Annotated in this window: 20 protein-coding genes and 2 pseudogenes; 10 read left to right on the forward strand and 12 right to left on the reverse strand. The window is 37.8% G+C overall.

Annotated elements, in window-relative coordinates:
• On the reverse strand, nt 1-909 hold a 909-nt coding region (gene fni, locus AC33VI_RS13770; protein ID WP_491782842.1), incomplete at its 3' end, for a type 2 isopentenyl-diphosphate Delta-isomerase.
• Nucleotides 910-1081: 172 nt separating this feature from the next.
• On the reverse strand, nt 1082-1480 hold the full coding sequence (locus AC33VI_RS13775) for a hypothetical protein (RefSeq protein WP_491782843.1): 399 nt from the start codon (nt 1478-1480) through the stop codon (nt 1082-1084).
• A gap of 316 nt (nt 1481-1796) precedes the next feature.
• Between AC33VI_RS13775 and AC33VI_RS13780 the strand changes: the two genes are divergently transcribed.
• Both AC33VI_RS13780 and AC33VI_RS13785 read left to right on the forward strand, forming a co-directional pair.
• On the forward strand, nt 1797-2303 hold the full coding sequence (locus tag AC33VI_RS13780; RefSeq protein ID WP_491782844.1) for a hypothetical protein: 507 nt from the start codon (nt 1797-1799) through the stop codon (nt 2301-2303).
• 339 nt (nt 2304-2642) lie between these two features.
• A complete protein-coding gene (locus AC33VI_RS13785; protein WP_491782845.1) occupies nt 2643-3761 on the forward strand; it encodes a branched-chain amino acid ABC transporter permease in 1119 nt (372 codons plus the stop codon).
• Between the two features lie 99 nt (nt 3762-3860).
• Here the strand turns inward: AC33VI_RS13785 and AC33VI_RS13790 are convergent, their stop codons facing one another.
• Nucleotides 3861-4136, reverse strand: coding sequence for a hypothetical protein (locus AC33VI_RS13790; protein WP_491782846.1), 276 nt, complete (start codon nt 4134-4136; stop codon nt 3861-3863).
• 125 nt (nt 4137-4261) lie between these two features.
• A pseudogene (locus tag AC33VI_RS13795) lies at nt 4262-4543 on the reverse strand (septal ring lytic transglycosylase RlpA family protein); the annotation flags it as partial.
• 760 nt (nt 4544-5303) lie between these two features.
• Between AC33VI_RS13795 and purM the strand changes: the two are divergent.
• Nucleotides 5304-6326 carry a phosphoribosylformylglycinamidine cyclo-ligase gene (purM, locus tag AC33VI_RS13800; RefSeq protein WP_491782847.1) on the forward strand — a complete coding sequence of 341 codons (1023 nt, stop codon included), beginning with the start codon at nt 5304-5306 and terminating at the stop codon, nt 6324-6326.
• Nucleotides 6327-6800: 474 nt separating this feature from the next.
• On the opposite strand, the gene AC33VI_RS13805 is transcribed toward purM, so the two are convergent.
• Nucleotides 6801-7571: a hypothetical protein gene (locus AC33VI_RS13805; RefSeq protein ID WP_491782848.1), complete on the reverse strand. Its 771-nt coding sequence runs from the start codon at nt 7569-7571 to the stop codon at nt 6801-6803.
• A gap of 205 nt (nt 7572-7776) precedes the next feature.
• Here AC33VI_RS13805 and AC33VI_RS13810 point away from each other — a divergent pair, with 205 nt between their 5' ends.
• Together AC33VI_RS13810 and AC33VI_RS13815 are read left to right on the forward strand one after the other, a co-directional pair.
• On the forward strand, nt 7777-8649 hold the full coding sequence (locus AC33VI_RS13810; RefSeq protein WP_491782849.1) for a YihY/virulence factor BrkB family protein: 873 nt from the start codon (nt 7777-7779) through the stop codon (nt 8647-8649).
• A gap of 43 nt (nt 8650-8692) precedes the next feature.
• The gene (locus AC33VI_RS13815) at nt 8693-9799 is read left to right on the forward strand and encodes a nucleotidyltransferase domain-containing protein (RefSeq protein ID WP_491782850.1); all 1107 of its coding nucleotides are present in this window, start codon (nt 8693-8695) and stop codon (nt 9797-9799) included.
• A gap of 72 nt (nt 9800-9871) precedes the next feature.
• On the opposite strand, the gene AC33VI_RS13820 is transcribed toward AC33VI_RS13815, so the two are convergent.
• Nucleotides 9872-10225, reverse strand: a complete 354-nt coding sequence (locus tag AC33VI_RS13820) for a hypothetical protein (RefSeq protein WP_491782851.1) — start codon at nt 10223-10225, stop codon at nt 9872-9874.
• A gap of 264 nt (nt 10226-10489) precedes the next feature.
• On the opposite strand from AC33VI_RS13820, the gene AC33VI_RS13825 reads away from it, so the two are divergent.
• Entirely contained in the window at nt 10490-12640 is a 2151-nt protein-coding gene (locus tag AC33VI_RS13825) for a polyribonucleotide nucleotidyltransferase (RefSeq protein ID WP_491782852.1), read from the forward strand.
• Nucleotides 12641-12732: 92 nt separating this feature from the next.
• Here AC33VI_RS13825 and AC33VI_RS13830 read toward each other — a convergent pair whose 3' ends face one another.
• From AC33VI_RS13830 to AC33VI_RS13840, 3 genes are all read right to left on the reverse strand, one after another.
• Entirely contained in the window at nt 12733-13161 is a 429-nt protein-coding gene (locus tag AC33VI_RS13830; protein ID WP_491782853.1) for a response regulator, read from the reverse strand.
• 119 nt (nt 13162-13280) lie between these two features.
• Nucleotides 13281-15236, reverse strand: a complete 1956-nt coding sequence (gene dnaG / locus AC33VI_RS13835) for a DNA primase (RefSeq protein ID WP_491782854.1) — start codon at nt 15234-15236, stop codon at nt 13281-13283.
• Between the two features lie 303 nt (nt 15237-15539).
• Nucleotides 15540-16463 carry a LysR family transcriptional regulator gene (locus AC33VI_RS13840; RefSeq protein ID WP_491782855.1) on the reverse strand — a complete coding sequence of 308 codons (924 nt, stop codon included), beginning with the start codon at nt 16461-16463 and terminating at the stop codon, nt 15540-15542.
• Nucleotides 16464-16573: 110 nt separating this feature from the next.
• On the opposite strand from AC33VI_RS13840, the gene AC33VI_RS13845 reads away from it, so the two are divergent.
• From AC33VI_RS13845 to gloB, 4 genes are all read left to right on the forward strand, one after another.
• The gene (locus tag AC33VI_RS13845) at nt 16574-17287 is read left to right on the forward strand and encodes a pirin family protein (RefSeq protein ID WP_491782856.1); all 714 of its coding nucleotides are present in this window, start codon (nt 16574-16576) and stop codon (nt 17285-17287) included.
• A gap of 290 nt (nt 17288-17577) precedes the next feature.
• Complete coding sequence (locus AC33VI_RS13850; protein ID WP_491782861.1) at nt 17578-18339, forward strand: MBL fold metallo-hydrolase; 762 nt, start codon at nt 17578-17580, stop codon at nt 18337-18339.
• 42 nt (nt 18340-18381) lie between these two features.
• Nucleotides 18382-19470, forward strand: a complete 1089-nt coding sequence (locus tag AC33VI_RS13855) for an AI-2E family transporter (RefSeq protein ID WP_491782857.1) — start codon at nt 18382-18384, stop codon at nt 19468-19470.
• Between the two features lie 26 nt (nt 19471-19496).
• The gene (gloB, locus tag AC33VI_RS13860) at nt 19497-20270 is read left to right on the forward strand and encodes a hydroxyacylglutathione hydrolase (RefSeq protein WP_491782858.1); all 774 of its coding nucleotides are present in this window, start codon (nt 19497-19499) and stop codon (nt 20268-20270) included.
• A gap of 136 nt (nt 20271-20406) precedes the next feature.
• On the opposite strand, the gene AC33VI_RS13865 is transcribed toward gloB, so the two are convergent.
• From AC33VI_RS13865 to AC33VI_RS13875, 3 genes and pseudogenes are all read right to left on the reverse strand, one after another.
• Nucleotides 20407-21051, reverse strand: a complete 645-nt coding sequence (locus AC33VI_RS13865) for an OmpA family protein (RefSeq protein ID WP_491782859.1) — start codon at nt 21049-21051, stop codon at nt 20407-20409.
• Between the two features lie 62 nt (nt 21052-21113).
• On the reverse strand, nt 21114-22943 hold the full coding sequence (locus AC33VI_RS13870) for a methyl-accepting chemotaxis protein (RefSeq protein ID WP_491782860.1): 1830 nt from the start codon (nt 22941-22943) through the stop codon (nt 21114-21116).
• 86 nt (nt 22944-23029) lie between these two features.
• Nucleotides 23030-23902, reverse strand: a pseudogene (locus AC33VI_RS13875) (tubulin-like doman-containing protein); the annotation flags it as partial.

Consider the following 23902-nt stretch of genomic DNA (forward strand, 5'->3'; position numbering starts at 1 on the left):
TTCTGAGTCTGATGCAGCTTTTAAAAAAGGAAAAGCCAAACCCGCTAAATCTGCCCCTAAAGCGATCGCTTTTGCTGCTTCCAAACCATTTCGCAAACCACCAGAAGCAATTAAGGGCAAATTGGGATATTGCTTGCTAATTTCGGCAATACAGTCAGCCGTAGGAATCCCCCAATCAGCAAAAGTTTGACCGAGTCTGCGTTGTAGATTATTTTCTGCTCTTTCACTTTCTACTTTTGCCCAAGATGTACCCCCAGCACCAGCCACATCGATCGCATCTACACCAACTTCGATGAGTTTAGTAGCCATTCCCACAGAGATACCGTTACCCACTTCTTTGGCAATGACGGGAACATCTATTTGTTGACAGAGTTGTTTAATTTTAGCTAGTAAGCCTTTAAATTTAGTATCGCCGTTGGGTTGGATACATTCTTGTAAAGGATTGAGGTGCAAAATTAAAGCATCTGCCTTTAAGATATCTACTACCTTAAGACACTGTTCCACACCATAAGTATAATTAAGCTGTACTGCTCCCAAATTGGCAAACAACAAAGCATCGGGAGCAAAAGAGCGGATGGCAAAAGTATGGGCTGTATCGGGGTTTTCCACCGCAATTCTTTGAGATCCTACCCCCATTGCCAAACCGTGTTTTTGGGCTGCTATAGCCAGACGACAATTAATTTTTTTGGCTTGTTCCGTTCCTCCAGTCATTGAAGATATTAATAGAGGAGCATTAAGGGTTTTATTAAAAAATTGAGTACTAAGATTAATCTCGCTTAAATCTAATTCTGGCAAACAAGTATGAGCGAAACGATATTTATCAAAGCCATTGGTTAGATTGCAAAATTGTACGTCGTCTTCTAGACAAATACGCAGGTGATCGGCTTTTCTAGTTTGCGTATTGGTCATTGATTTGTTTACTCCATAATATAAATAACTTCAATATCGTAATTTAATTTCTGTCATATCTCACAAAATCTCAAAAAAATGAGGCGAACTGTAATAATTCGCCTCATGTATATGCTTTTAATTGAAAGATTAGTCACCCAAACTAAGACTTAATTCATAGTCCTTAAAAATATTATCTACGAATATTTTTTGCCATGTTGCGGAACATATCCATGCTAGTATCGGTTTTACGGCGATCCTCTGGGGAAGGCGCGGGTGCAGGTGCAGAGTTCGTTTGAGGCTGAAATTCAGTCTGAGTAACCGCAGAACCTCCTGTTATGCCAGCTTGATTTTGAGTACTGGGAGTAGGGTTGAATACAGTATTTGCAGCAACGTTTTGAGCGTTATTGTTTCCTTTAAACATATTAGATCTATCTTCAGTAGCGGAAACTTCAATCTCTACTTCAAAAGCACCTTTGTTACTAGCAGTTTTAGGAAAAGTTTTTCTGACTCTTTTGGGTTTTCTCATATATTCGATATCACCCATAGTCATAGCGTCATCAGGACTTAAGAAAAAATCTTTATCTCCCATAGTAGTTTCGTATCTCCTATTTAGTATTTATTATTTTCGATGAAGTTGATGATTGCTTTAGGCTTAAACCTTCCGACTTAGAGCTAACTTAAGTTGCGGAAAGTAACTAAAGATTAAATAATTTTAAGTATTATTTTACACATAAGTAATGCTAATAGTCAATCAAAAGTCTAGATTTTAAATCTGATTGAGATTAGACTGCTCAAAAGTTTTTCCCTAAATTAACTATAAAAAAATAAGAAAATAGTCTGAGAAGATCGACAAATATGTTATTTATCTAAGATGGATAGTCCTTAATTTTGGAGCAAGACAAAACATGAGTAAACTACGTAACATTTTGCTTGGTGCGGGGGTAGCAGCAGTAGGCGCAATCGGGACTAAAAAAGCGGTTGACTATATGCGTAACCGCGATCGAGAAGAAGTTGTCGATGAAGCAGAAGGCGATGTAGAAGAAGTTGCTGCTGATGAAGTAGCATATGCTGTAGTCGAACCTAGTTCCGTACAAGACTTTTTAGATAAAAGCTTTGGTAATCCTGGTCGTTATGTTCCCACCCGTTCTCCCAAAGTATTTGAATATCAAGACGAACAATACATGGTGATTTGGGCAAAAGATAACGAAAAAGATAAAAACCAAATGATGGCGTTTAAATATACTGACGCAGGTCGTAAAATGGTCGCTAGTGTTGGGTATACAGGAGATGCTACCGATTACAATCTCAATCTAGATGGTACTGACTTTGCTGTAGAAGTTAACGGCGAAAAACTAGTTAGCGGGCAGGGTGCAACTGACGGTGCTGATGAAGTGGATTTTGTACTGGCGTAAATTTTAATTTAAGATTATTGTTTAGTAATTTTAAAGCGATCGCTTCTTGATTCAGTTGCTTATCGACGGAAAGCGAAGGGGCTGTGGGCGGACGCAGGTTCCGCCCTTTAAAAGCCCCGTCCGAGTCCGCACTGAATCGCTTCTTGATGTAGTCGCTACAACAGGTCACAGACCACAGGGCTTATAAATCCTGCGGGAAACCCACAGAAACAGCCCTTCCGCAACGCGCTACATCGCTTTGTTGGTTTAATTTGTCTAGTTAGAAAGTAGGGATTATTGGTCATTAATAGTTTGTAGGTTATAAGTTATAAGTTACAGGTTATAGGTTATAGGTTATCAATGGTTGGCTATTTAGTTTTTCTGACAATCTATGTTGGTTTGTATTCTCTGTTTGCTTTGGGATTAAATCTGCAATGGGGTTTTGCTGGTTTGATCAATTTCGGTCATGTGGCTTTTATGACTGTAGGCGCATACGCCACCGTATTACTAAGTTCTCAAGGCGTACCTTTAATTTTAGCGATTGTGGCAGGAATTGCGATCGCATCCTTGTTGGGGTTATTAATTGGTATGTCTACTTTGAGGCTCAAAGAAGACTATCTAGCGATCGTAACTATAGGAGTTTCCGAATTACTACGCTTAATTGCTCTTAACGAAGAATGGCTAACTAAAGGCTCTTTCGGCATCCAGCGTTTCCCTCTGCCTTTAGATCGTTTTGAACCTAATCTGTTACAAGAATATTTGTTAATCGGTATTTTAACTTTGTTAGCCATCTTTGCCGCTTGGCAATTGTGGCAAGGATTGCGAGCGCAATTTCGCGAAGGGAGACAAATTCAAGGAAAAAGCTACCAACCAACTAAAATTTATAGCTTAATTATTTGGGGCATCATCGGCATAGGAATTATTTTGACCATTTATATCAATGGCTGCATTGCTCTCTTGGACTACAACTACAAAGCAGGGTTGATGCTTTTAGTATTAATAGCGGTAGCAGCAGTATATTGGGGTTTAGAGCTACTAGTAAAATCTCCTTGGGGAAGAGTCCTCAAAGCCATCCGAGAAGACGAAGAAATAGCAACAGCTTTGGGTAAAAATGTTTTCTGGTATAAGCTGCAAGCGTTTATGCTGGGTGGCGCGATCGCAGGTTTGGCAGGGACTTTCTATGCTTGGCAATTGACTACTATCTATCCTAGTAATTTTGAGACTTTAGTTACTTTCAATGTTTGGACAATGGTAGTTTTGGGCGGTGCAGGAAATAATCCAGGAGCAATTTTAGGAGCGATCGTTTTTTGGGCTTATGATGCTCTAACTCGTTTTTATTTACCAAAGCTAGGATGGTTTAGTAGTGCTGAAGAAGGCGCGTTTCGGGTAATGGTCATTGGTTTGATTTTAATGTTATTAATGATTTGGCGACCCCAAGGCATCTTAGGAAAAAAAGAGGAATTAACTTTAGGCAAATAAATTGCTAATTTATTTAATAGATTCGACAAAATTTTAAGTTCAAACACTTTAATTACATCACCAAAAAAGATAGTAATGTTTTCCCCTTAATTGATCATTTCACTTTCTAACCAAAAATTTGTATCCTGCCGTACCTCCAGCCACTAAAGATAGTAAGGAAGCATAAGTTGCTAAACTAGAACCTGTTAATTCATCTACTTCGGATAAAGGATTATCTACTTTAGTTTTCTCCTTGGTTTTCATTTGCGGATCTAGATTAATACATTTTCCATCAACAACCATAAAATTACTATGAGGACATTCACTGGCCAAACCTGATTTTAAATTAGTCAATAAAATTACGATCGCCAAGCAAGCAAAAAAATTAATAAACATAAAATTGCCAGACAGAATTGATTTTAGTTTCATTTTTTAGTCAAAACTTTTGTTTAAAAAACTTATTTCTAGCCTAGCTACTAGATATTTGAATGAAAGCGATCGCGATCGATTAAAGTATAATTTTATCTGCCTAAAATAGTGACTCTAACGGGTGCAACGCCAGATGATACCATTCTTAAAGAATTAGCAGCAGCAGCCGAAACATCGATAATTCGACCTCTAGCATAAGGCCCGCGATCGTTAATTCTCACTACTACTGAACGACCGTTATTGAGATTAGTTACCCGAACTCTCGTGCCAAATCTAAGAGTTTTGTGGGCAGCAGTAAAGGCATTTTGGTTGTATATTTCGCCATTAGCAGTACGACGACCGTGAAATCCTGGACCATACCAGGATGCTTGTCCTGAAAAAGTCCTAGTAATTTGTGATGGATTTTTTAAGGGAATCGTCAATTTTTTGGTTGATAGTTCGAGTTTATCGGGCGACGCAAATACTTCTATATTATTTGTGTCGGCAATACCACGAGACAAAGTTAGATGTAAGTCCAGAGATTGATTGTCTTGAGACTTTAAGGAAGATACTTTTAACTGAGGTTTGACAGTTTTATAAGTGGGTTTTGCTGTAGCTATATCTGAAGAAAATATTAAATTTAAAGCTGTTAAAGTAAATGCCAAAAAGGACAGTTTACTTGTAGAAAAAAGAATATTCATAATATTTATATATTCTAGTTTTGGTTTTAAAAAGTTATTAATATTAATTAATATTAATAATAAAAGTAAAAAAAGCGATGGGATAATTGTGCAAACACCCAAATTAAATTTAAAGTTTTAATAAATAAGAATTAAAAAATTGGCAAATAAATTGTAAAAGTGCCAAAAATCGGTAAAATATCTGGGGTATTACTTGCAAGATAGGGTCAAGTCAAGAGCGATGCGATCACTCGTAATCTAGACAAACAGATCGAGTTTCATCCTCGAACTATAAATCAGCTAGATTCCCATCTGACTTGCTTTATCTAAGGTAGCTATTAACCAAAAAATAGTTCCGACTTAGCTGGCTTTTGACATTGTTTTGCTCGCTCAAAATCGGTAGGAAAGCAAAATAGGTTCGCGAATATTACCCACATTCAATTTAGTAGTTACTTTTATTTGCACGATATTACTTATGGACTATAAAGACGCTGGTGTTGATGTTGAAGCAGGACGCTCTTTTGTCACTAAAATTCGTGACTGTGTAGAAAGTACCAAGCGATCGGAAGTTTTGGGAGGATTGGGGGGCTTTGGAGGCTATTTTCAGATGCCTTCTGGCTATCGCGAGCCTGTTCTAGTTTCTGGGACGGATGGAGTCGGTACTAAGCTGAAAATTGCTCAAGAATTAAATCGCCACGACACTGTAGGTATAGACCTAGTGGCAATGTGTGTTAATGATATTCTAACTGCTGGGGCAGAGCCATTATTCTTTTTAGACTATCTAGCTACGGGCAAACTAAACTCTCAACAATTGGCTGAGGTAGTAGCGGGAATTGCCCAAGGATGTCGTTTGAGTGGTTGCGCTCTTTTAGGTGGAGAAACCGCCGAAATGCCTGGTTTTTATCAACTAGGAGAATACGATCTAGCAGGCTTTTGTGTGGGCGTGGTAGAAAAAAGCAAGCTAATTGATGGTTCAAAGGTAGAAGTAGGAGATATCGCTATAGGACTAGCCAGTGGGGGAGTACACAGTAATGGCTTTAGTTTGGTAAGAAAGATTATTGAAACAGGCAACTATTCTTGGTCTGATACTCCCGATCTTTTGGGCGGTAAGAGTTTGGGAGAAGAATTAATTACTCCCACCCAGATTTATGTCAAACCAATTTTAGAATTATTAGCTACAGATTTAGAGATTCACAGTTTAGCACACATTACAGGAGGAGGTTTGCCCGAAAACTTACCCCGTTGTTTGGGAGAAAATCAATCTGTAGAAATTAAACTAGACAGTTGGACAATTCCTCCCATTTTTAATTGGTTGGCGGAGGCTGGCAAAGTCGAAAGAGAAGGGATGTTTAATACCTTTAATATGGGCATTGGTTTTGTGGTTATAGTTCCTCCTCATCAAGCAGATCGAGTTTTACAGTGGTTTAAAGCCAAAAACATTGTTGCTTGCCAAATTGGTCGAATAACTGAAGGTAATGGCACTTTAGCTTTTGTTTAACTAGTAAATCTCTTGATATATAAGCTTTAAGCTGAATTCGCTAAAATAAAACGATTAAAATTATGGCAAGTTTTTAGTAGTAAGAGTTACAATATGAACTGAATAAGAAAAAACCCAGCTAATTTAACTGGGTTGTGGAGCAAGATTAGAAATTGGTTGGTTCTGAAGCGTATTTTTAACCGAGCCAATACAAAAAACTGATTAATACCGATCGCTTTATCTAGTAACAAGAGTTATCATCTAATATATTTAAAAGTATTACAACAGTATATTTACGAGGATTTTTCTAGCAGTCCTCTTTTTTTTAGTCATTTATACTTAGGGTGTTTTCGATTTTTTCTAAAGCGGCTAAAGCATTGATCCAGCAAGCTTTTTGACTACTGGTGTCGCCCCCACAGATACCAGACTATAACGACCTAAAATCATACCAAGGTATTAGTGTGTCTAATACCTTAGTTTTTCCCAAATTAATTACTAAAGGGAATTCGATACTCTAACAGAAGTAGGCAATATAGCTCCATCCAATACCATCATGTTTAATAGCTGAGGAGATATGTTGTTTAGTAGAACATTATGATCAACAATCGAAACTTGACTCTGATGGGGTTTGGGATAAGTTAATTTCCAGCGAAAAGTGTGTATTACTTCCCATTCTGTTTGATATTGCTCTCGATCTAGTTTTTTAACTCCGACTAGATTGGTAATAAATTCGATCGCTTCTCCTGGCTGAAGCCGATAATCTGCGGGAGCATCTTCAAATACTAGGTTGAATTGTTGGGAATTATTATAATTTTGAATGTGGTGGCGTTGTTTGCAGCGATCGCAATCCACTACATCCCAATAGAAAGGAAATCGATCGGCGCGATCGTATCTATAGCCGCCTTGGGGGGGATCGTTGTAGGGAGTAGAGAGGGGAATTCCTTGGCTATCGACAATACCATGAGGATCGGTTTCGACATAGCTTACCCAGTTAAAATGATCGTAACCTAGTTCTGTGGATAATTGCTGCAGCTCTATTTTTTCCCCCTGACTATTTCTAGGAGAAAATTGAGTAATTATTCTGCCACCAATTAAGATGTGGGTTATACTGCGATCGCCAAATACATTGAAGTCTGGTGCGATCAATTTTTGATAATTTAAGGTCTGATTTTGGTGGGATTCTCCACGAGCAATATTGTTTTGGCAAAATACAGAAAATAAAACTCCACTCGCAAGAGTAGTAAAAAATAGATTTTTAAAATTCATTGAGAAATTTAACAGCGATCGAGATTAAAAAGTTTTTTATATCCGTATATACTACTACCTAGCTTCGCTTGTATTTTCCGACTAGATACAAATTAGTAAAATCTTTATCCAAAATCATCGGGAAAGACATTTTTTCTTGATCAAAAACTTATATATTGTCTTTAAAACCCAGATAAATACACTTAGATCGATAAAATTACTGTAGATGAATCTACCTAAAGTCGGACGACTATTAAAAGAAACATTTCAACAATGGCAACAAGACAAGGCATCACGGATTGCTGCGGCTTTAGCTTACTATACGGTTTTTTCCATTTCTCCCCTATTAGTAATTGCGATCGCTATTGCAGGAGCGTTTTTCGGCACTGACACGGCTCAAGCACAAATTACCGAGCAATTAACTACTTTAGTAGGAGAAGACGGAGTAAAGCCTATCTTGACTGCCTTAAATAATATCAGTCAACCCAGAATTAGAGGTTTGGCTTCTTTGATTAGTATTGCAGTATTAATGTTGGGTGCATCGGGAATTTTCGCCCAATTACAAGATGCTCTGAATACTGTTTGGAAAGTTAAACCCCAACCAGGACAAGGAATATTACCCTTTTTACGAAAGCGATTGTCTTCTTTTCTCATGGTCTTAGCGATCGGGTTTTTGCTGATCCTGTCGCTGATTTTAAGTACCGTTGTTACTACTGTGAGTAAATATCGAGTAGATTTTTTACCAGGTTCGCAAATTCTCTGGGAAAATTTAGATTTTATTGTTTCTTTGGGTTTGCTGACTTTTTTGTTTGGCTTAATGTTTAAATATGTGCCAGATGTCAAAATTACCTGGAAAGATGTTTTTGTCGGCTCGATCATTACCGCTTTGTTATTTATCTTTGGTAAATTTCTCCTTGGGATGTATATAAGTAGAGGTAGTCTCGGCTCGGCATATGGTGCGGCTGGCTCTTTAATTGTATTTTTAGCTTGGGTATATTATTCCGCCCAAATTATTCTATTAGGAGCAGAATTTACTTATGTTTATAGTAGAATGTATGGCTCAAAAATAAGACCAAATAAGCATTCTCAGCAAGAATAGATTATTTAACAATTAGCTTTTATTTATTTAATATTTAAAGATAATGGATCGAACAGCAGTTGAAGCACGAGCAATCTTATTAACCAAAGTAGGCAGTCACAGTTATGGAATTAATACTGATAGTTCCGATTTAGATTATAAGGGTATTTTTATTGCTCCCAAAGAATATTATTTAGGCTTCAAAGTTATCGAACAGAAAGATAAAGGCTGGGACGAAGATTCGGAACGTTTTCCCGTTCTCAATGGAGTTGAAGATTTAGTTTACTACGAGCTAAGAAAATATCTCAAATTAGCTAGGGATGCTAACCCCAATATTTTAGAATTACTCTTTGAATCTCCTGAATTTTATGAATATATTCACCCCACTATGGGCGAAAAATTAATTGCCCATCGGGACTTATTTTTAAGTAAAAAAATCAAACATAGCTATTCTGGTTATGCTTACGCTCAAATACGTAAAATTAAAAGTCATCGCAAATGGCTGTTAAATCCTCCTACCAAAAAGCCAGTCGCCGAAGACTATGAATTAACTGATAAATCCGTCTTTGATAAGTCCGAAGAAAATGCTTTTCTTACTTTCTTATGGATGCTGATTAAAGATCGCATCGAATATGTTGAAGAACAACAAGACTTATACGAAATAATTAGCGATCGCATTGATTTTAAAGGAGTAATTAGTAACAATCCCATACCCCAAGAATTCTATCCCTATATTCAAAATTTAACCAAAGCAAGCGATCGCTATATGGAAATTTTGCGTCGCACTCAAGAATATCGTAAAGACTTACATTATTGGAAAAGCTATCAATCTTGGCTGAAAAATCGCAATCCCAAACGAGCGGCATTGGAAGCAAAATGTGGTTTCGATTCAAAACACGCAGCCCATTGTATACGATTAGTGAGAATGGGCAATGAAATTCTCACAACAGGCAAAATTAACGTAGATCGTCGCGGTATCGATGCCGAAGAACTATTAAATATTCGTTTGGGTAATGTTGATTACGATACTGTTTTAGCAGAAGCGGAACGTCTATTTTCTCAATTAGAAGAAAGCTATGAAAATTCAGTTCTTCCCCATAGAGTTAACCAAGAAAAAATCAATCAACTTTGTATGGAATTAGTTGAAGAATTTAACCAACTAACAATGTAAATAATTCCACTTATATTATTTTAATTTTTACTTAAGACAGATAATGATTAATTACTAATGCTCAATTGTAGGTTATTTCTTCATGTATCGGGCTAAGTTATCGCAAATTCTATTGGAGATATCTCCCGCACAAAATATGTAAGCTCTGCCACCATTATCTTGGCAAATAATATAAGCGCGAGTTGAACGAATTTCACCTTTGAAGCCATTATCACCTGAAGTCCTTATATCTCTGAGATTTTCTCCCTCCATTGCTCGACGAGCTCTTCTATAGCATTCTCCAGAGCTACTAAGACCTGTTCCTCTGATGCTCCAATCAGTAGAAGGAGGAATAGCTAGGCTTGCAGAAGCCAGAGTTATTACAGCTAAACCAGATGTTACAGTAAGAAAACTATAAAATAGAAAACATTTGTGTATTTGTATCATCTTTAATGCCCTTACTCTATATTGCTTTATATATTCCTTCTTTCAAAAATGATCCAAACCAAATCCTGAATAATAGATTTGATTGTAGTACGTAACATCAACTTTACTTATACTCTTAATACAGCCTTGCTTGTCTTAAACTAACTTTAAAAATATACATAAAACTCTAGTTAGATCTTGATTGTAGATAAGTTCTTTAGTAATTCAGATAGTGTTAGGATCTAGCAACGAGAAAAAGAAGCGAAAAAATAAGGAACGTAATTAATGCAGGAATTTGACAAGTCCATATCCTTTGATGGTCGTGATATCAGACTCAAAGTAGGCTTGCTCGCACCACAAGCAGGGGGGTCGGTACTAGTAGAGTCAGGGGATACGGCAGTTTTGGTAACTGCTACGAGAGCGAAAGGAAGAGAAGGAATAGATTTTTTACCTTTAACTGTAGATTACGAAGAAAAACAATATGCGGCAGGAAGAATTCCTGGAGGATTTTTCCGAAGGGAAGGTAGACCAGGGGAAAAAGCAATTTTAATTAGTAGATTGATCGATCGCCCGATCCGTCCTTTGTTTCCTGGGTGGTTGCGAGACGATATTCAAATTGTTGCTACTACTCTTTCCCTAGACGAAGACGTACCACCAGATGTCTTGGCTGTAACGGGTGCTTCTGTAGCTGTCTTGCTGGCAGAGATACCTTTTCAAGGGCCAATGGCTGCGGTAAGAGTGGGATTAGTAGGAGATGATTTTATTCTCAATCCTACCTATAAAGAAATCAAACAAGGCGATCTCGATATTGTCGTAGCGGGTACACCAGACGGGATTGTGATGGTAGAAGCAGGAGCAAATGAACTACCAGAGCAAGATATGATCGAGGCGATTGACTTTGCCTATGAAGCTATTCAAGAATTAATCGAATCTCAGTTAAAACTACTCAAAGATTTGGATTTGGAAGTAGTCAAGGTTGAGCCTCCAGAAGAAGATGAAAGTCTAATTAATTTTATCAGCGATCGCGCTACTGAAGATATCAAGAAAATTCTCTCTCAGTACGACTTTGACAAAAAGACTCGCGACGATGCTTTAGACGAAATTAAACAAACTAAGATCGTTGATGCGATCGCCGAATTGCCCGAAACAGACCCGATTGCAGTGGCTACGGCTGAAGATTCCAAAGCGATCGACAACGCTTTTAAAAAGCTAACTAAAAAGCTGATGCGGAGTCAAATCATCGACGATGGCGTTAGAGTTGATGGTCGCAAACTAGACCAAGTTCGACCCATATCTTCGAGAGTTGGCATTCTTCCCCAAAGAGTTCATGGTAGCGGACTATTCAGACGGGGTTTAACTCAAGTACTTTCTATTGCTACCCTCGGCACTTCGGGAGACGCACAAGACACCAGCGACGATCTGACTATTCAAGACGAAAAACGCTATCTCCATCACTATAATTTTCCTCCCTATTCCGTTGGGGAAACTAGACCCATGCGATCGCCTGGACGGAGAGAAATCGGTCATGGTGCTTTAGCAGAAAGAGCTTTGATCCCTGTTTTGCCTAGTGCCGACAGTTTTCCTTATGTATTGCGGGTGGTTTCCGAAGTTCTATCCTCCAATGGTTCGACTTCTATGGGTTCTGTCTGTGGCTCTACCCTAGCTTTGATGGATGCAGGAGTACCTTTAGCCAAACCCGTCAGCGGTGCGGCAATGGGTCTAATTAAAGAAGGAGATGAAGTAAGAATTCTGACCGATATTCAAGGTATTGAAGATTTCTTAGGAGACATGGATTTCAAAGTAGCAGGGACAGATACAGGAATTACAGCCTTACAGATGGACATGAAAATTACTGGTCTATCGGTAGAAGTAATTGCCAAAGCTATTCAACAGGCTTTACCCGCCAGGATACATATCCTAGAAGAAATGCTCAAAGCTATTGCCGAACCTCGCCAGCAATTATCCCCCTACGCACCCAGATTATTAACCATGAAGATCGATCCCGAACTGATTGGTATGGTAATTGGGCCTTCAGGTAAAACTATTAAAGCAATTACCGAGCAAACTGGGGCGAAAATCGATATTGAAGACGACGGTAAAGTTATTATTGCTGCGGTGGAAGCCGAAAAAGCAGAAATGGCGCGAAAAATGGTCTTTAATATTACTCGCAAACTGAATGAAGGGGATGTTTACTTGGGTAAAGTTACCAGAATTATCGATATTGGTGCTTTTGTGGAAATTTTGCCAGGTAAAGAAGGCATGATTCATATTTCCCAACTAGCAGAAGGTAGAGTCGGTAAAGTAGACGACGAAGTCGCTGTAGGAGACGAGATCGTCGTCAAAATACGCGGTTTCGATCAAAAGAATCGTCTTAACTTAACTCGTTTGGGCATTCACCCCGACGAAGCAGCAGCAGCTAGGGCGGAAGCGTCTTAGAGAGTAAAGAGTAAAGAGTAAAGAGTAAAGAGTAAAGAGTAGTTATGCTTTTTAAAATCGCTCTTTACCCTTTTTCCTTTGTCTTTGTAATGTTATGCCAGAGGAATAGCTTTAACTTTCTTAGTAGCTAAAACTCTAATTTTGATTACTAGTTCGTTTTGCATGGATTCGGTACTGCCACCAAAAGCAGTTTGGGGTTTTGCCATTACATCTACCGCACCAGCTTTCATTACTTCATAGATGTTATCGATATCAGATTTTTGTACTGCATTACTCAAAACTAAGATAGGCGTAGGATATTTTGCCATTACTTGCTTGGTAAATTCTAAACCATCCATTTGAGGCATTTGTAAGTCAGTACAAATGACATCGGGGTTTAACTGGGTAACCATCTCCAGACCTTCTTTTCCGTTACTGGCTTTGCCAATTACCTCTACATGAGGAGAAGAATTAAGTATTTTTTCATAAATATTAATTGCAACAGCAGAATCTTCTACTAATAAAACTCTAATTTTCGCCATAGTACTCGGTTAATTAATCTATTTATTATTGACTTGAGGTAAAAATATTTTTGTTAATGCCTCTTATTTTTAATAATTCCCCGAATTGAATAATATCTTTCAACTTTTAAAATAATTTTTTAACCAATACCAAATTCAGTCGAGCTAAGACGTTTTTGCTGTAGTTCCTCGATCGCTTTTTTAGCAGTTTGAATTTCTTCTAGATAGTATTTCATTAGCTGAAGATCTGTAGTGGGATCGAGGTTTTCTAGTTGTTTGGTATAGTAGATTTCTTGTTTTTGGTAGTTTACTTGTTCCAAAGAAGCGACGGCTTCCTCAATGCGAATATCGGCACGAAATAGGTCGTGTTGGGTTTTTTCATCTAGATTGAACATCTTGGTTACCACTTGCTTGTCTTCAGGAAAATCTAAACTACGGTTGTGTAATTCTCTTAATAAAGGATTTGTATCGCCAAAAGTTCTTTCGGGTAGTTCTGCCTCAATATCGACCATTTGCAGCCATAAAAAACGATGGTGGGGGAGAGTAAAAAGTAGGTTTTTCTCTTCAAGGCGATCAATAATATTTTCCCGATAGCGGGGATGATGAATATAGATCCTTAACAGTAATGCTTCTGCTTGTTCTAAAAGTTCTCTTTCAGGAGTGTTAGCGATAGTTAATTTGGCACTAATAATCTTTTTGCTTTGTTTCTGGTAAGATTTTTTTTGATAGTTTGGGCGAACGGCTTTGGTTTGAGATTTTAAACTTGCTAAGTTTTGCAATAATAGCCTGGCATCTCCTTGAGAGAGTAATTCGGCACAATGGGTTAAATAATGGTTGCGTTGGTTGGCATCCCTTAGTTTATTCAGTAGTTTAATCATTCCTGCTGCCACTCGTTGAAAATCATCAGCAGCCTTGAGATCTTTATCTGCCATCAGTCTATTAATTAGCCAATCTTGCCATAAAGGGGCAGTTTCTAAAGCTTGAAAGTATTTTACTGCTCCTTGATCATCATTTCTAATAAATTCGTCTGCATCCTTTCCTCCAGGTAAGTTAAGAATTCGCAGTTGTACCACGCCACCATAAACCAAATCTTCTACTTCACCGATCGCTCTTTCTGTAGCCTTTTTTCCTGCATTGTCCGCATCAAAATTGAGAATTACTTTTTTAGAAGCAGTAAAGCGCAATAACTGATTGAGTTGATTCTTGGTAAATGCCGTGCCTAAAGATGCCACCGCATTATCAATTCCCGCTTCGTGGAGAGCGATCGCATCAAAATAACCTTCTACTACTACCGCACTGTCCGATCTGCTAATACTGGTATGAGCTTTATCTAAGGCAAAGAGAGTTTTACTTTTATCAAATAACGGGGTTTCAGGAGAGTTGAGATATTTAGGTTGGTCTTCTTCTTTGAGGCTGCGACTACCAAAACCAATAACTTTTCCCTTAAGATCCATGATGGGAATAATCAAGCGATCGCGAAATACATCGTAATATCCGTTACCAGTTTTTCTCGGTTTAATTAATCCTGCTTGTTCGACATAGTTAACGGGATAGCGTTTAGTTTCTACCAAATATTTAGATAAAGTTTCCCATCCCGCAGGGGCATAACCCAGCTGAAAATTCTTAATTGTCGTCTCTTCTAGATTTCTTTCTTCTCTTAAGTAAGCTAAAGCCCCTTCCCCTTGAGATTGATAGAGAGCGTGTTGGTAAAAATTGGCAGTTACAGCTAAAATCCGATATAGTTCTTCTCTAATAGAAAGCTGTCGTTGAATTTCTTTTCTTTGTTCTGGTTCGACGGTTTTTACTTCTACTTGATAGCGACGCGCCAGATCGAGAACTACTTCTGTAAAAGATTGATTGCCAATTTCCATCAGAAATTTATAGCTGTTTCCCCCTGCTTGACAGCCAAAACAGTAATAGACTTGCTTTTCTTTACTAACGCTAAAGCTGGGGGTTTTCTCGTTATGGAAAGGACATAAGCCTAAATAATCTCTACCCCGCTTCTGCAAGACAATATGCTCGGAAATGACATCTACAATATCAACCCGCTGTCTTACTTCTTCTATGGTGTCTGGATGAAGTCGAGGAACTTTCACGTTTTAATTAGCGATCGCTTGTTGCTACTTACTGATTATGGAAGCATATCATTTTTTAACTTAACCCAACTTTTCGATCGAATCTTGCGATCGCAAATTGATTAAATAATGCAACACATTACAAACGGGCGAATAGCCATTCACTCCTACTCTATCCATCGCGCAAGATATTTTTATACTAGTATTAAAGCGATCGCTATAATTCCTTGAAAAAGCGATCGCACTTATTAATGATTAAATGAATTTATGAATATTTAGCTTTGTAGTATTGTGCAGTGATTTAGATCTTTTTCAACGTCAGTTTTAGAATTGCAACAATTTAAGATCTAAACTACTCTCACTGTTATTAAATCTTTGCTGAAAAAACTTGACGAATAATTGCACTTTGGTATTGGTATGACGGTTGAGGGGATATACCAAACCAAGATCGATCGCAGGAGGATGAAAGTCTGGTAAAACGCTCTGTAGATTTCCTCGATTTAATTCTGATTGAATAATAAAACTAGGTAATAAAGCAATTCCCAAGCCTTTCACCGCAGCATCTTTTAATACTTCCCCATTATTAGAACAAAATGCACCTTTGACCGTAACTCGATCTTGGCGATCGCCCGACTCTAAAATCCATTGATTTCCCGCCACTAGATGACCGTAATGCAAACAAGAATAGTTAGTTAAATCTTGAGGATCTTGGGGAGTGCCATATTTTTCTAAATAGCTAGGTGCAGCACAAAGAGTTCTGGTTATAGGCGCGATCTCTTTAACCACCAGATTGGCAGAAGTTTCTGGGCGAGCAATTCTAATGGTAATATCGTATCCTTCGGCAACAGGATCGATAAAGCGATCGTCTAAAGTTAGTTGTACTTGTAATTCTGGATATCGGACTAAAAAATCGGCGATCGCTTTGCCGAGATATAAAGTACCAAAAGACATGGGCGCGTTAATCCTTAGAGTTCCTTTGGGTTCGCTTTGTAATTGAGAAATTTCGGTTTCTGCTGCTGCGACTTCCGACAATATATTGACGCAACGTTCGTAATAAGCCAATCCCGTGGGAGTCGGATTTACCTTGCGGGTACTGCGTTGCAATAGCTGCACTTTTAATTGGTCTTCTAAATTAATAACTAACTTATTTACTGTAGATCGCGATACTCCCATCTTTCTGGCTGCTGCGGCAAAACCTCCCGCTTCTACTACTTCCACAAATGCTTTCATGCTGGCAAATTTATCCATGATTGTAGAAAAAATAGATACAATATGTCTTTAAAATATCATATTGTCTTTTATAAAGATCTAATTCATAATAAGTATATCGAAAGCAAAACAAAGGAGGTAAAACAAATATGATTACCATTCGTCCTAAAGATGAAAGAGGTTTAGCGGATTTTGGTTGGCTTAATAGCAGACATACTTTTTCTTTCGGTAGTTACTACGATCCTAACCATATGGGTTTTGCCAGCTTGAGAGTCATCAATGAAGATAAAGTCATACCCGCAAAAGGTTTTGGCACTCACGGACATCAAGATATGGAAATCATTTCCTATGTCCTTTCAGGAGAGTTAGCTCATCAAGACAGTATGGGTAATGGTTCGACAATACGCCCTGGCAATGTACAACGGATGTCTGCGGGTACGGGTATCAGACACAGCGAATTCAATGGTTCTAATAGCGATCCAGTACATTTTCTACAAATCTGGATTATGCCCGATCAAACTGGTTTAGAACCCAGTTATGAAGAGAAAAACTTTACCCTTGAAGATAAACAAGGAAAACTAAAATTAGTCGGCTCGAACGATGGTAGAGATGGATCGGTAACCATTCATCAAGATGTTAACTTATATCTCGCTGCTTTAAGCAAAGGCGATCGCCTTACTCACGAAATAGCAACCAATAGAGTTGCATGGTTGCAAGTAACTAAAGGAAAAGTCTTACTAGGCGATCGCACTCTCGAAGCAGGGGATGGTGCAGCGATCATCGATGAACCAGAAATTACAATTGCTTATGCTGGGGATGCCAATAATGAGACTGAAGTTTTATTATTTGACATGGCTAAATAGTAACTAACTGATGTTACGCACCAATCGATCGTCAGGGTGGGTAGTGGGTAGTTGGTAGTGGGTAGTAAGCATTAGATGGTGAATCCAGGAAACAACTAACAACTAACAACTTTCACCCTTAACTATTGATTTTTCGTTCTTATGCGTAACGTCAGTAACTAACTTCAGTTCGGGTTAAGCTAATGACTATGCCCCTTAATGCCCGCTGAAAACTAAAAACTAAGAACTAGTTCGTGCAATCTCTTAACAAATATTTACAATATATAGATAGTGTATAAGAAACGATTGTGATGAATCTGACGTATTTGGATAGTAATTCTTGGTTAATCGAACTTGATGGCAAACGCATCTTACTCGATCCTTGGTTAGTGGGAGAACTGACTTTTGGCAATGCCACTTGGCTGTTTAGAGGTAAAAAAAATAACCAAAGAGAAATTCCCGAAAATATCGATCTCATTCTTATCTCTCAAGGGCTTGAAGATCACGCCCATCCCCCTACCCTAAAAAAATTAGACAAACAAATCCCTGTAGTAGCTTCCCCTAATGGAGCAAAAGTAGTCAAAGAGTTTGGTTATACTACAGTAACAACTCTAGATTTTGGTGAAAGCTTTAAACTAGGCTCGCAAGTATCCATTGAAGCCGTACCAGGCTCTCCCATTGGTCCTACTTTAAAGGAAAATGGTTATATCATTAAAGGCTTAGAATCAAACAAAAGCATTTATTACGAACCTCACGGCTACCACGATGATTCTCTGAAAAATGCTGCACCTATCGATGTAATTATTACACCAATTATTAATCTTAAATTACCCTTGATTGGAGCAGTTATTAAAGGACAAGAGACGGCATTACAGCTATGTAAGTGGCTCAATCCCCAGGTGATTTTGTCCACTGCTGCGGGGGGAGATATTGATTTTTCGGGTTTATTGATCTCGATTCTCAAGGCAGATGGTAGTGTAGAAGAATTCAGCCAGCTTTTGCAGCAAAATAACCTTTCTACTAAAGCGATCGATCCTCAATCGGGAGAAACCATCGAACTATCTTTAGTTTAAATAGTTTGAGTTTTATTTTTTAGAGCGATCGCCATCTTCTCAATGAACAATAATCGAATTTCTCTTTCCATTACTAATATTTTCCTGCTCATTCTCCTGCCGTTGCTGTTAGTTTTGCTATGGCAATTACGCAGTCTAATCGTAGCGTTAATGGTTGCGGTGGTGATAGCTGCTACCCTCGCCCCTATAGTTAATACGACTCAAAAAATAGGAATACCAAGATTTCTGGCAGTTTTGCTGGTTTATGCCGGTTTGATTGCTACTTTGACTTTATTTGGCTTGATCGTTGGTCCTACAGTTGTCGAACAAATTCAAAGTTTGATCGAGAAATTACCAGTTTATTTACAAGCATTGCGATCGCTTTTGTCGGATTTAATTCTTCGTTTGGGAATGGATGATACTCCAGCACCAGATATAATTAACCAGCTTTTAGATTTACAAGGATTGATTTCCTGGGCAATTCGTTCGAGCCAGCAATTAGTAGTCCGTTCCTATAGCGTCACTAGAGGTATTATTGGCAGTGTATTGGGAGCTTTATTGGCATTATTACTTTCTGCTTATATGCTCTCTAATTCCAAACAACTATTACAAGATATTATTAACCTTTTTCCAGCCCCTTGGAATCAACGTCTGGCAGAGCAAATCGAGCCAGTGGGCAAGAGAATGGGAGGGTATATTCAAGGTAGAATAGTAGTTTCCAGTATTTTAGGAGTAGTTATTAGTGTCAGCCTAAAGTTTTTGGGTTTATCAGAATTAGCTTTGGGTTTGGGAGTAATAGCAGGTTTTACCAATTTGATTCCCTTTTTTGGTCCTGTTTTAGGCGCGATTCCCGCTTTGATTGTGGCAGTTTCTCAAGGCGGTTTAACTTTTGTTTGGGTGCTATTGCTATTCGTCATCGTTCAAAATTTGGAAACCTATTTATTAGATCCCTTACTCGTAGGAAGTTCGGTAAAAGTTTCTCCTCTCTATCAGTTACTCGCCGTATTGGGTGGAGCGCAAGTATTGGGCATTATTGGAGCGTTAATTGTTCCTCCTTGGATTGCGGGAATGGGGGTGTTGTTAGAAAATCTCTATGTCAAACCCAAGCTCATTATGGAAGGAAATTACGACCTTTCAGTTAATTCTGAATGATCCACAGCTATTCTAATTACTTCAAAATGAAAATTAAACGTATTCCCGTTTTAGCCGACAATTATATTTTTGTCTTATTCGATCTAGAACAAAAAATAGCAGCAGTCGTCGATCCAGCGGTAGCCAAACCAGTTTTAGACTATCTTATCGAAATAGACTGTCAGCTAATTGCTATTTTTAATACCCATCATCATTACGATCACGTGGGGGGTAATAAAAAATTAATCGAGCATTTTCCCAATGCGATCGTTTATGGTGGAGCAGAAGATAGAGGTAGAATACCTCACCAACAGGTTTTTTTAAAGCAAGACGATACAGTAGAATTTGCTAATCGTACGGGCAAAGTATTTTTTGTTCCAGGACATACCCGCGCTCACATTGCCTATTATTTTCCTCCTACATCAGACAAAGAAACGGGAGAATTGTTTTGTGGGGATACAATTTTTGCTGGAGGTTGTGGCAGGCTATTTGAAGGTACTCCCGCTCAAATGGTAGATTCGATCGGCAAACTGCGCCAACTCCCCGATAATACCCGTATTTGGTGCGCCCACGAATATACTTTAAGCAATCTGAAATTTGCCGTTACTGTAGACTCGGATAATGTAGCCTTACAAAAACGATATCAAGAAGTCAAACAAGCTCGCAGCCAAGGAATTGCTACTGTTCCTTCTTTATTGGAAATTGAAAAACAAACCAATCCTTTTTTACGTTGGGACGATCCTGCCATTCAAGCTGCGGCTAAAATTACCGAACCTGCTAGGGTGTTTGGGCGCATTCGAGGGATGAAAGATAATTTTTAATTAATATAAAAAGTTATTGCGATCTTAGCGTTTCTTACTCTGCGTCTTCGCGTCTTTGCGTGAAACAAAAAATTGATATCATAACACCATAATAAAAATCTGTAATAAGTAAAAGGCAATGAAAAACTTATGATATTTATTTAGATTGACCAGGAGGAATAAAGCGTATTTCTATTCTGCGTCTAGTTTCATCAGCACGTCGATTTACGGGGGCTAATTCTCCTGAAGGTAAATATAGTTGTGCGGCGGAATATGCCCTGAATTCGACGTTTTTAAGTCCTGTTTTTTGTAATTCTTGGACTACGGCTAAAGCCCTCATTAATCCCAGATCGGCATTTGAACCAGCAGAAAGTTTGTTGACTGTTTCTTGTCCTTGTGCCACTAGTTCTAAGGTTTTATCTAAATTACTATTGTTGTTTATTCCTTCTCCATCGGTATGTCCGATGATTTGAATAAAATCTATTTCTCTTGTTTGTAAAATATTGTTGATTTCGGGGCTTATGTTATTGATGATATGGGATTTTAGTTGAGGGTTTAGTTCGGCACTTCCCGACTTGAATTTATAGTTGCCCGAACTTTCATCGATAACTATTGGTGAGGCTGACTGTAAGCGTTTATTTGCTTTGGTGAGATCTTGATTGAGTTTTTGGGCTTGGAATAGTACTAGTAATAATAAGAAGCTAAGAATCATAAAAGCATTGGACATTAAATCGCTAAAAGATCGCTCGATACTATTTGATTCTGTTGTTGCTTGAGTTGTGTAAAGGGAACGTCGAGACATTTTTTGAAGGATGAGAGATAAGTAATAAGTAATGAGTAATGAGTACAACTAATAACTAATAACTAACGACTAATGACTTCATCGATTAGATTTTTAATTTCTGCGATTAATCGAGTTAGGTTTTGGGTATTGTTGTCGGCTTTTTGCTCGAAGTTTTTGAGTAAGCGATCGCTTGTCATTCCAATACCGTTTAAATTTGAGTTGATAGAGTTGAATTTGTTTTGGTAGTTGTCAAGAGTGGTAATTAATTTGCTTAGTTCTACTTGAGAGAGTTGAAATGATTGGGAACTATTTTTGATTCCTGTATTGAGGTTTTGTAATTGGCTGATATTTTCTTGGCTTTGCTGTTGGAAGTTAGTTAGTATTTTTGCGCCGAAGTTAGCTAAGCTATTGTTGACTTGTTGTTTGTGTTGAACTAAAACATTAACCATGCGATTTAATTCGGTGATTTCTTGCTGTACATTGCGATCGCTTATAGTTAACAATTCTGTAGATTTTTGGTTGAGATCGTTAGTATTTTTAATTAAAGTATTAGTTACTTGAGTGTATGTATTGAGGTTTTTGATCGCCTTACTTAAAGTATCGCTAGATTGATGTAAGATTTGGGTTGATTCGGTGAATTGTTGGGGAATAGTAGTTAGTTGGTTAGTAGCAGTAGTTAGTTTATCAGCAAAGTCAGTTTCTTTAAAGCTTTCGGCTGCTTCTATAAAACCAAGAGAACTATCTTGAATCTGGCTAGAGGCTGTTTCCATTTGACTGTAAACTCTTTCGGCTAGTTCGGTAGCTTTTTGGTTATTTTCGCTTATTTTATGTACTTGATTTCCCAGAAAAGCTGTTGATTGGGAAAAGGATTTATAGGTATCGGCAAGATCGCTGGTAATGCTTTCTAAGTTATCGGAAAACTTGCTATTTTCTATTTTTTCAGCACCACTAAAATATACTTGGGAAGCTGTAGCTATTAGTCCAACACTATTAGTAAATTGCGGAACTACTTCTTTGACAGTTTCGGTTTGGTTTTGTAAAATTCTAGCTGATTCTTGAAAGCTACTACTACTAGCAGCCATCGAACCAGAAATATCATTAAATCTACTAACCATATTGTTAACATTATTCTGGAAATCTTGGTTAGCATTAACCATTTTGTTAGCAGCATTACCTAAAGTTATTTCTAATACCTGTCCGACTTTTTCATGAAAGCGACTGAGAAATTCTTCTTGTTGTTTGACCATGCGATCGACTGCTTTATCTAAACGGGTATCTCCTTGGATATCTATTTTAAAAATGTTATCGAGATAATCTTCTAGGGAACTAATTAAACAGGATTTAGCAAAGTTAGTATTGCAGCGTAGGTTAACTATAATTAAAATTGAACTACAAAATATTGCTATTAAACTAGTAGAAAAAGCTATACCCATGTTTTGTAAGGGTGTTTGCAGTTGAGAAACTAAATTATCGACATCCGTAGTAGTTTGGTTAATAGTTTGACTCAGATTATATAAATTAGAACTAATACCGATAAAAGTGCCGAGTAAACCAAAAGCTAACAATAAATTTGGTAGTGCTTTACAAAAATAGTCCCACTGTTCGCAACGAAGAGATATACCAAAAAAGTTTAATTTTTCTTGACTATATAAACCATCAATTAAAGCCATTGTATTAACTTGCTCTAAGTTTAAGCTAGCGCGTCTAAATCTAGCTTCTAAGTCTTCAACAATTTGCGGTTGTTTTCCCCGACTATCGAAAGTTAATAAGCGGGATACTTTATTGGCAGAGTCGATTAAATAGCGATACAAAGTATGACGCAGTATAATCGCTAAAATCGTTGGTACGATAACTAGTAAAACTGTTAGGAAAACTAAAGTAGGTGGAAAGATGTTAAATATATTCGGCATGAAATTTAATAGATAGAGAGAATAGGCAACAGGCAACAGGCAACAGAGAGTAGGTAATAAGTAGTAGGTAGTAGGTAGTAGGTATTTTAGTTACCAAATATATCTCGTTTGAAAGCTTGATATTCTGCTTCGGTAATTCTTCCCTTATCTAAAAGATTATCTAGCCTTTCTAATTGTTCTAAATCTTCAAGAGATAAAGGTTTTCTTCTAGCTGTCTCTATCTTTTGCTTTTCTACTTCTTCCGCATCAATTATTTCATTGATATCCGATTGTACTAGATTTATTTCTTGATTATCTGAAGGGGGTTCTATAGAACTATCTGCTGTTAATAAAGCAGGATTATCTTGAGAGTTAGTAGTTAATACTTGTTGTTGCTGTTGTTTTTGTTTTGCCATTTCTTCCCGCACTACCTCCTGCATTTTCTTCCAGAAACGATTAATAATTCCTTCTTGTCTGGGGCTATCGGTAGTGGCTTCTACTCCAATGACAGTTTTGATATATAAGTAGTTGGGATCTGATTTAGGTAGGCTTTTTACTTTAGCTTCAAACTGATGCAATTTAGGCAGATAGTAATCATTCCATTGGTGGGGGTTTTGGGTTAAATCTGCGATCGCACTTTTTAGTTTTTCATCTAAAGCTTGAGCTAAATCTTTGCGACTAGCTAGTTGTTCTAGGGCTTTATCCCATACATAACTTAATTCAATTTGTTCGGTGCGATCGCGATAGTCGTCTACGCGATATTCAAACTGATATTTTTTGGTTTGCTCGTTGTAGGGTAATAATTCAAAAGCCAAAGCGGGATAGAAAATATCTTGCAGTCTTTTTATTTCCCAACCGTCGGGAGGAATAATGTCGATAAAGTCAATTTGATAATTGTTATGTAAGAAACTATCGTAACTTTGATGGCGTTGATAGTGTTCTCTCATCTTAGGTAAGCTTTGAATTAGTCTGAGGGGAAA

This window comes from Waterburya sp., from assembly GCF_058530065.1.